Origin of the sequence: Vibrio sp. T20 (assembly GCF_007858795.1) — a bacterium.
GTDB lineage: Bacteria > Pseudomonadota > Gammaproteobacteria > Enterobacterales > Vibrionaceae > Vibrio > Vibrio satsumensis.
On record NZ_VFEB01000168.1, the window covers coordinates 1 to 248 of the forward strand.

Annotated in this window: 1 protein-coding gene; it reads left to right on the plus strand. The window is 48.8% G+C overall.

The features are described 5' to 3' along the window. Positions 1 to 248: ABC transporter substrate-binding protein (locus FTW16_RS17970; protein WP_261383481.1), on the plus strand; the 248-nt coding region annotated here is incomplete at both ends.

Consider the following 248-nt stretch of genomic DNA (forward strand, 5'->3'; position numbering starts at 1 on the left):
CACGTCTGATGTGCCGACACACATGGCGCAGCAGCTGAAAACAAAGTATCAAGACGCTTATACCGCCGTCCCTCTACTGTGTACTTATTACTACGCATTCAATACCACACGACCTCCGTTTGATGACGCGAGAGTGCGTCAAGCAGTGTCTTACTCAATGATGCGTGATGTGATTACCAATGGCGTCACTCAGGTGGGTAACTTGCCGGCTTATACCTTTGCCCATGAATACACAGCAGGTTTTGATG